The 7,933-nt window shown below is 64.6% G+C and carries 9 protein-coding genes, 1 tRNA gene and 1 other RNA gene; 4 read left to right on the forward strand and 7 right to left on the reverse strand.

The window, feature by feature from the left end:
• The 3 genes from P4U43_RS17115 to P4U43_RS17125 form a co-directional block, all read right to left on the reverse strand.
• A partial coding sequence (locus tag P4U43_RS17115; protein ID WP_277359815.1) for a hypothetical protein occupies positions 1-185 on the reverse strand: 185 nt, incomplete at its 3' end.
• A complete protein-coding gene (locus P4U43_RS17120) occupies positions 182-1,570 on the reverse strand; it encodes a multicopper oxidase domain-containing protein (protein WP_277359816.1) in 1,389 nt (462 codons plus the stop codon). The genes P4U43_RS17120 and P4U43_RS17115, both read right to left, overlap by 4 nt.
• Entirely contained in the window at positions 1,563-2,189 is a 627-nt protein-coding gene (locus P4U43_RS17125) for a hypothetical protein (protein ID WP_277359817.1), read from the reverse strand. Before P4U43_RS17125 ends, P4U43_RS17120 begins: the two co-directional genes overlap by 8 nt.
• A gap of 119 nt (positions 2,190-2,308) precedes the next feature.
• Between P4U43_RS17125 and P4U43_RS17130 the strand changes: the two genes are divergently transcribed.
• Positions 2,309-3,199 carry a Cof-type HAD-IIB family hydrolase gene (locus P4U43_RS17130; RefSeq protein WP_277359823.1) on the forward strand — a complete coding sequence of 297 codons (891 nt, stop codon included), beginning with the start codon at positions 2,309-2,311 and terminating at the stop codon, positions 3,197-3,199.
• On the opposite strand, the gene P4U43_RS17135 is transcribed toward P4U43_RS17130, so the two are convergent.
• Positions 3,196-3,654, reverse strand: a complete 459-nt coding sequence (locus tag P4U43_RS17135; protein ID WP_404800770.1) for a glutathione peroxidase — start codon at positions 3,652-3,654, stop codon at positions 3,196-3,198. The two genes, P4U43_RS17130 and P4U43_RS17135, sit on opposite strands and share 4 nt — an antisense overlap.
• A 146-nt stretch (positions 3,655-3,800) precedes the next feature.
• Between P4U43_RS17135 and P4U43_RS17140 the strand changes: the two genes are divergently transcribed.
• On the forward strand, positions 3,801-4,718 hold the full coding sequence (locus tag P4U43_RS17140) for an oxygenase MpaB family protein (RefSeq protein ID WP_277359819.1): 918 nt from the start codon (positions 3,801-3,803) through the stop codon (positions 4,716-4,718).
• Between the two features lie 15 nt (positions 4,719-4,733).
• On the opposite strand, the gene P4U43_RS17145 is transcribed toward P4U43_RS17140, so the two are convergent.
• The 3 genes from P4U43_RS17145 to P4U43_RS17155 all read right to left on the reverse strand — a co-directional run bounded on the left by P4U43_RS17145 (position 4,734) and on the right by P4U43_RS17155 (position 7,286).
• Positions 4,734-5,912, reverse strand: coding sequence for a fatty acid desaturase family protein (locus P4U43_RS17145; protein WP_277359820.1), 1,179 nt, complete (start codon positions 5,910-5,912; stop codon positions 4,734-4,736).
• A 10-nt stretch (positions 5,913-5,922) separates the two neighbouring features.
• Positions 5,923-6,984, reverse strand: a complete 1,062-nt coding sequence (locus P4U43_RS17150) for a ferredoxin reductase (RefSeq protein WP_277359821.1) — start codon at positions 6,982-6,984, stop codon at positions 5,923-5,925.
• Between the two features lie 217 nt (positions 6,985-7,201).
• Positions 7,202-7,286, reverse strand: a tRNA-Ser gene (locus P4U43_RS17155).
• A 103-nt stretch (positions 7,287-7,389) separates the two neighbouring features.
• Between P4U43_RS17155 and ffs the strand changes: the two genes are divergently transcribed.
• Both ffs and P4U43_RS17165 read left to right on the forward strand, forming a co-directional pair.
• An RNA gene (ffs, locus tag P4U43_RS17160) (signal recognition particle sRNA small type) lies at positions 7,390-7,486 on the forward strand.
• Positions 7,487-7,531: 45 nt separating this feature from the next.
• Positions 7,532-7,933 (forward strand): glutamate--tRNA ligase family protein (locus tag P4U43_RS17165; RefSeq protein WP_277359822.1); only part of this gene is annotated, 402 nt, incomplete at its 3' end.

Raw genomic sequence — 7,933 nt, forward strand, 5'->3', positions numbered from 1 at the left:
CGCCTGCGGCGCTCTGCCGCCGCCGCTCGCCGGCGTTCCTCCTCCCGCCTGCGGCGCTCAGCTGCCTCCCGCCGTCGTTCCTCTTCACGACGACGGCGTTCGGCGACTTCCTGGGCTCTTTCGATTGCGCGGATCGAGCGGCGACTCGAGCGTCTCTCACTCCGCTTGCGGCTGAAAATACTCACGGTGTGGCTCCTGGGATCGGGCCCTTGAGGGTCCAGTGGGCAACAAGCCCGCCGGGGTACATGCCGCCGGCGGCGGTCTGAGACGGCTCAGCGTGGCAGTGCATCGGGTAGACCCAGTCACCGGTACGTGCAAACCAAACCGGGTCGATGGCGTCCGGCGGACGTTTGATCGGGATGATGCAGTCCTTGGTGTCCATCTGCGCCAGTTCAACGACGTCCTCCCACTGCTGGAGGACCACGTGGCCTTCGTTGTCGACGAACCCCTCGTGCCGCGGCCAGTCCACGTTGTTTCGGCGGACCGTCCAGATGTGGTTCCCATGAAAGTGCATCTGGTGCAGGCAGATCCCGGGGTTGATCAGGCGCACCAGCTGGCCGCCGCGGAGCGTGCCCGCCTCCGTTCCCTCACCGAACTGGCGTACATCCAATTGCCGCGGATAGCCCGAGATCAGGGTTTCCTCCTCGGTGGCGAGATTGACGGTGTCGTCGAAGGTTATGCCCAGGGATTCAAACCCGCTGCGCCCGTTGAGCGTGAAGTAGCGCGGCAGCGCCGGCGTCTGCACAGGATCCACGGTTTGTCCCGCAGCTTCCATGGACGCCCAGCGTGATTCCACGCAGTGGCAGATCCACACCCACTGCCGCTCAAACGTTGCAAGGTCCTCCGCAATATCCCACTGGTGCTCCGGGTCCATGACCACGAGCACCCCGAACAGGCCGAGTACACGTTCGACCGGCGCGTTGGTCGGGTCGGCGAAGATGTAGGTTCCCGGTCGCGGGCAGGGGAAATCAAGGGTGGCCACGGAGTCGGGGGCAACAGGGCCGGTCGTGAGGTCACCGCCGTCGGCCCCGGCACCGAAGACGGTGAGGGTGTGCGGTTTGCCCAGGCGGTTCTGAATGCGCAAGCGGATGGTGCTGCCCAATTCGGCGATGATGGTCCGCGCCGGGAAGTAGCTCGCCCAGTAGTTGCGGCGGATCAGGAACTGGCCGGGATTGGCCGCATCAGCCCGCAGCGGCGCCGGTGTTCCGCGCGTAGGCAGCGGAGCCTCGAGCGGGTAGCTGCGGCTGGGAACCACGTCACCTGCAACGGTGATCACCGTCGGGTCCATGGTGAGGCTCGGGCTCGGGTCATCAACGTCGGTCGGTCGGCTGCCGAACCCGCGGTGGTAGACAAGCGTGTCGTCCACCATCTTCAGGTAGCCCTCGTTGATGTAGAGGTCCAGCACCCCTGGCTGCGCAGCGAGCGCCAACGGGACCGGCGTCCGTGCAACGCGGTTCCGCGGAGCGGAGGGCTGCACCAGCGGCAGGGCCGCAAAGCCCAGCCCGGCCGCTGCTCCCAACTTGAGGAGATCCCCGCGCGCCAGTATTTCGGGAGGGAGCTGCTCAGCCATGGTTGTCCTCCAGTGAGCCTGGTCGAAGGGAGATCCGGGGAAGCGCCAACGCCAACGGAGCCGGGCCGCCCCAGGGATCGGTGAACTGAGCGGCTAGTCCTGCTACGCCGCTCGGAACCAGGAAGCTGACCCACACGCTGCGGTGGGAGCCGGCCGTGAGCAGGATCTTGGCGACGTCGGCACCACGGTTCGTCACCGTCGTCGTCTTCGCCACGAGGAGGCGCAGCTGTCCCGGCGCAAACAGCACGTTGCGCTCGGAGGTGTTGCGTACCTCCAGTTTCACTGCCAGGTGTTCGCCCCAGGTGTGGTTGAACGGTTGCGCTGAAGCGCCTGGCGGAGCGGCCCCGTGCGCTGCGCTACTCGCGTGGCCTCCCACCGCGCCAACCATGCGGGCCTGCCGTTCAGCCGCTGCAATCCGAACGGTTCCGAACGACGTCGGAACCTCCTCGGTGCCACCGGCGGCGGAGACTATCCCCCAACCCGCTGCGGTGCCAAGTGCACCGGTACCTATCAAAATGCCAAACACTCGTCGCGTCAGTCCGATGGGACGGTCGGCTGCCTCCCCAGGCATCAGGTCAGCCGCATCCTGCTCGGCCAGCGCGATCTTTTCAATCGCCATTACTCGCCTCAATATCGTGCCTTGGATGCTGCAGGAATTTAGTGTCATCTTCAGACCTTGGGGAAACCCTGCGCGTCACCGATTTCCCCGCGGCGGCCCGAGACGCGGATACTGGGGCGGTGACTGCTTCGGTGTTCTCCTCCACAACCGCGCCCGCTCCCATCGGCCTGCTGCTCGACGTCGACGGGCCGGTTGCCAGCCCCGTTACACGCACCGTGCGGCCGGAAATCATTGATGCGCTGATCGCGCTGGCAGGAGCAGGATGGCCGGTGATCTTCAATACCGGCCGCTCGGATGAGTTCATCCGCGAAGAGGTTCTGAAGCCGATGCTGGCCGCCGGGATCCCTGCCGGGATCACCTTCCACGCCATCTGCGAGAAGGGTGCAACCTGGTTCAGTTTCACCACTGAGGGCGCCACCGAAGTGCACGTCGACGAGACCCTCGCGCTGCCGCAGGAGTTCGGCGATGAGGTCCGTCGGTTGGTGGAGGAACAGTTCGCCGACCACATGTTCTTCGACGAGACCAAGCGCGCCATGGTGTCGATCGAGCAGCGCGTTGATGTCGGGAACCAGGACTACCTCGACAGGCAGGGCCCCTTCGATGCCGCCGTCCTGGACATCATGCGGCACTTCGACATGGGCGTCTGCCGGCTGGCGCACCACCTGCCGGACAGCGATGACAGCGTCGACTACCGGGTTGACCCCACCATCATCTCCACGGACATTGAATCCGTGCGCGTCGGCAAGGACCTGGGTGCAGAGCGTGCGCTGCGCCTGATCGACGGAGACATCCCCCATACCTGGCGGACCGTAGGCGATTCACGCACTGATTACGCCATGGCCGACTACCTCCACGAGCATGGCTACAGCGTTGCGCACGTCGATGTCCGGCCCGCCGACGGCGTTCCGGAAAAGCCCTACCCGGTCCTCATCGAAGGTGCGCTGACCAACGACGACGCCGGTGCCGCCTTCCTGCTGCGCTGCGCCGAAACGGCGGTTTCCCGCGCCTAAGCGGCGAGTGCGGCCTCGATCGCCGTAACTATCTCCTCGGAGTCCGGCTCCACTGTGGGGGCGAACCGCGCAACGACGGTGCCGGCGTCGTTCACCAGGAATTTTTCGAAGTTCCACTTCACGAGGCCCGGCATCATGCCCGTCCGGAACCTGGTCAGTTCTGCATACAGGGGGTGCTGGTTCCGTCCCCGGACGTCGCTCTTCGTGGTGAGTGGGAACGTCACCCCGAAGTTCATCGAGCAGAAGGCCTGGATGTCCGCTTCAGTTCCCGGCTCCTGGCCCATGAACTGATTGCTCGGAACACCGAGCACCACAAACCCCTTGTCCGCGTACTTCCGGTAGAGCTCCTCGAGGCCCGCGTACTGAGGGGTGAAGCCGCACTGCGAGGCGACATTCACCACGAGGACCGTTTTGCCCCGGAAATCGCCGAAGCTGCGCTCGGTCCCGTCGATCATGGTCAGCGGGATGTCGTGAAGGTTCTGCGGGGACACTGGTGCTCCTTGAAGTGAAACGGTGTTCGGCTTGAAATTGTCGCTGAAGGCGGTTCGTCAGCCAACCCTTTCTGGATGGGACTCACGGGTTGACCCTGCATACTGGTGCCATGGCGTCACCCTTCACCCGCCTCCGCGTCGAGCTCAAGAACACTTTCACGGGCACCGGCGCCCAGCCGCCTGCCTGGACGGAGGAACTGGCTGACGGCGATGACGCCGGCTACTTCGCTCCCGGCTCAGCCGTCTGGGCAGTCCACAGTTCAATGACCCCGACAGTGGGCGGCATTCGTGCGCTCCTGCTGCAGGCGTTGCATCCCGGGGCGATGGCGGGAGTGTATGCCCACTCGAACTTCCGCGAGGACCCGCTTGGCCGGTTGGCCAACACCATCCGTTGGATTTTCACCGTGACCTACGGGTCAACGGATGCCGCACGCGGCGCGTCCGCCTGGGTGCGCCGCCTGCATGAGAAGGTGACCGGCACGTACGTGGACGCAAACGGCGTCGAACGCGCCTACAGCGCCAATGATCCCCATCTGCTGCGCTGGGTGCATCTGGCCTTCACCGACGCCTTCCTCAGCGCGCACCAACAGTATGGGCTCAGCTTTCCCGGCGGCGCGGACGAGTATGTCCGGCAGTGGGCGAAAGCCGGTGAATTGATGGGCGTGAGCGACCCGCCGCGGAGCGCCGGCGAACTGCGTGAGCAGCTTGCCGCGTACGACGGCGAACTCACTTCCAGCGAACAGGTTCAGGACGCGCTGGCCTACATCCGGCGTCCGCCGCTTCCGCGCTCACAGCGCCTTGGGTACCGGGTACTGTTCGCCGGTGCTGTGGCCACGCTGACTCCCCGGCAACGCGAACTCCTCGGCCTGTCCCTGCCACATCTTGGGCCGGTTAGGCTGCCGGTGAAGCCGGCGGTCCTGCTCGTGCTGGGGGTTATGAAGCTCGGCCTGGGCAGTCAGAGTCCCACCGAGCAGGCAGCACTGCGCCGGATCAGGCGGGTGCAGAAGCACCCGCCCGCCGGCGCCTGAAGTGCGCTGCGTCTCCTAGCTGGTCTTGGGCGTCCGGTCAGGAAGCGCCAGCCGGAAAACCTTGGCCCACGCGGAGCCAACCTGCTTCAGGAGCGGCCCGGTGGTGTACGGCAGGTTGTAGCGGGCACAGATCTCACGGATCTTGGGCGCTACCTCGTGGTAACGGTTGGACGGCAGGTCCGGGAAGAGGTGATGCTCAACCTGATGGGACAGGTTGCCCGTCATCAGGTGCATGAACTTGGAGCCGGAGATGTTGGCCGAGCCGATCATCTGGCGTACGTACCAATCGCCGCGAGTCTCGCCGTCGACCATTTCCTCCGTGAAGGTGTCAGCGCCCGTGGGGAAATGTCCGCAGAAAATGACTGCGTGAGCCCACACGTTACGCACCGCATTCGCGGTCAGCGTTCCAATCAGCGCCTGCTTGCCGGAACCGGTGAGCATGGCCACCGCGGGTGTCGCGGCGTAGTCCTTGCCGAACTGCTTGGCCGCTTTCAGCCCCAGTGCCCGGAGGTCCTTGCGCAGGGCCTCCTTGGACTTGAGCCCTTCCTTGTACTCCGGGAGCTCCAAATCATAGAGGGCGATTCCCCATTCAAAGACCGGCGCCAGGATGGCGTTGTACAGCGGGTTGCCCAAGTTGAAGGGCTTCCAGGGCTGGTCATCATCCATCCGCAGGAGGTTGTAGCCGACATCGCGATCCTTGCCCACAACGTTGGTCCAGCGGTGGTGCAGATCATTATGCGTGTGCTGCCAGGAGCGCGCAGGGGTGACGAAGTCCCACTCCCACGTGGTGGAGTGGATATCCGGATCCCGCATCCAGTCCCACTGTCCGTGGAGGATATTGTGGCCGAGCTCCATGTTTTCCAGGATCTTGGCGAAGCTGAGCATTGTAGTGCCGGCTACCCAGGCCGCTTTGTTCCGGCTGAACAGCAGCGCTGCCCGTCCACCGAACTCCAGCGCGCGCTGCGCCTTGATGACCCGGCGGATGTAGTCGGCGTCGTGCTTGCCGCGGCGGTCGAGCACTTCGTCGCGAATGGCATCCAGTTCGCGGCCCAGCTCGGCAACCTGCTCATCGGAGAGGTGTGCAGCGGCAGGCGGACGGACCAGCGGGTGGCCGGTTGCCGCCAGCGCTCCCGGCCGTCGCCGGGGCTTCTCAACACTCGTGTCCTCTGACACTTTTTCTACGAGGTCTGTCATACCCACTCCTTCAGATTTCGAGGTTCACCGGTCCGGCCGCCGCCGAAACGCAGGTTTGTATCAATTGACCGGGGTCTCCATGTACTTCGTTGGTACGGAGGTCCCGGACTTGCCCCGCTCGGAGCGGAAGCAAACAGCTGTGGCAGATGCCCATGCGGCAACCGCTCGGCATGAGCAGCCCGGCATCCTCGCCGACTTCAAGAAGCGGGGTATCTCCGTCAGCTTCCACCTCCCGGTCGGAGGCTTCAAAGGTGACCAGTCCGCCGTCGTTCCCGGTGCCATCAGCCAGCGCTGTGCTGAAGCGCTCGATGGTCAGGCTGCCCGAAGGCAGTTTCGCCTGCTTTTCCCACAGCGACTCGGCACTCTCGAGGAACTCCTCGGGTCCGCAAGCGTAGGCCGCCCGGTCCCGCCAGTCATCACAGATTTCGTCCAGCGCAGCCGGAGAGCTGAAATCAATGCGGCCTTGCTCGGAGGTGAACCAGAGCTTCACGCGGAACTGGCGGAACTGGTCGGCGAGTTCGCGAAGTTCCTCCACAAAGAGCGTCTTCATGGGAGTCCGCGCTGAATGAATCAGGACAACGTCCGCGTCGGGACGGCGGGGAACCAGCGTGCGGATCATGGACATCACCGGGGTAATGCCGCTGCCGGCCGTCAGCATCAACAGCGGCCGTGGCCGATCCGGCAGGACGAAGGTTCCCTGCGGCGGCGCCAGGAACAGGATGTCTCCCGGCTTGGTTTCACGGACCAGCACACCGGACACCGCTCCCATGTCTGTCACGGTAATTGCCGGATCCTGTCCCGCAGCAGTGCTCAGGGAGTAGGAGCGCCAGTGGCGGACACCATCAAGTTCAACTCCGATGCGCGCCCACTGCCCTGCACGGTGCGCTTTCCAGCCCCGCCCCGGACGAAAGTGGATGGTCACCGAGTCAGCGGTTTCAGGCACTACCTTCGTGACGATGCCGCGCAACTGCCGCGCTGAAAACACGGGGTTGAAGAGCGACATGAAGTCTTCCGGCGCCAACGGTGTGGTCAGCGCGGACAGCGCGTGGCTGAGCTTCGGTCGCCGGGTCATTCCTGCAGGTCCAATCGCAACTCCTCACAGGATGGGCACGTGGCCGAACGCATCAATCCCTGCGATTGACGCTATCCGGTGTACTCCATGATTCACTCTTCGGACGGTTCACTCAAGATTACTTTACTCAGCAGGCTTATTATTACCGCTGGTGCGACATTGTGCAGTGCCGGAAAACACAACACCCCGACTACACGAGCCGGGGTGTTGCAGAAAGCGGAGGATGGGGGATTTGAACCCCCGAGGGCGTGAACCCAACACGCGTTCCAGGCGTGCGCCATAGGCCGCTAGGCGAATCCTCCTTGTTTGGAGCAGGTTCCAGAATACCCGTACATCCCCCATGTACCGAATCGGGAGATGCGCATCTCAGCGGGCGACCCTCCCGTCGGTTTGTGTAGACTATTACGCGGCCCCTCATGTGGTGTCATCCTGTTGAACTCCCCCAGGACCGGAAGGTAGCAAGGGTAAGCGGGCTCTGGCAGGTGCATGGGGGGTCTTTACGTTCCCTGGCAGCACCTTGCCTGCAGTGATTTCCTGAAGGAGTTCTGTGACCGCCGGCCGCTTCGCGCCAAGCCCCACGGGTGAACTTCATGTGGGGAACCTCCGCACCGCAATCGTGGCCTGGCTCTTCGCGCGCTCCACCGGCCGGCAGTTCCTGCTGCGGGTCGAAGACCTCGACCGCGTCCGTGCGGGAGCCGAGGAAGCGCAGCTCGCTGAGCTCACCGCCGTCGGGCTCGCGTGGGACGGTGAGGTCACCCGCCAAAGCGATCGGCAGGCGCATTACGACGACGCCGTCACCCGGCTGCGCAGGGCTGACCACCTTTTCGAGTGCTTCTGCACGCGCCGCGACATCGCCGAAGCAGCGTCTGCGCCGCATGTCCTTCCGGGCCACTACCCCGGCACCTGCCGGAACCTGTCGGAGGCTGAGCGGGAGGCCGCCCGCAGGGTG

Source organism: Arthrobacter vasquezii (assembly GCF_029455255.1).
Lineage (GTDB): Bacteria > Actinomycetota > Actinomycetes > Actinomycetales > Micrococcaceae > Arthrobacter_D > Arthrobacter_D parietis.

Coding starts and splice junctions, on each gene's coding strand:
- P4U43_RS17120 (WP_277359816.1), bottom strand. CDS start 1,570: ATGGCTGAGCAGCTCCCTCCCGAAATACTGGCGCGCGGGGATCTCCTC.
- P4U43_RS17125 (WP_277359817.1), bottom strand. CDS start 2,189: ATGGCGATTGAAAAGATCGCGCTGGCCGAGCAGGATGCGGCTGACCTG.
- P4U43_RS17135 (WP_404800770.1), bottom strand. CDS start 3,654: ATGATCGACGGGACCGAGCGCAGCTTCGGCGATTTCCGGGGCAAAACG.
- P4U43_RS17140 (WP_277359819.1), top strand. CDS start 3,801: ATGGCGTCACCCTTCACCCGCCTCCGCGTCGAGCTCAAGAACACTTTC.
- P4U43_RS17145 (WP_277359820.1), bottom strand. CDS start 5,912: ATGACAGACCTCGTAGAAAAAGTGTCAGAGGACACGAGTGTTGAGAAG.
- P4U43_RS17150 (WP_277359821.1), bottom strand. CDS start 6,984: ATGACCCGGCGACCGAAGCTCAGCCACGCGCTGTCCGCGCTGACCACA.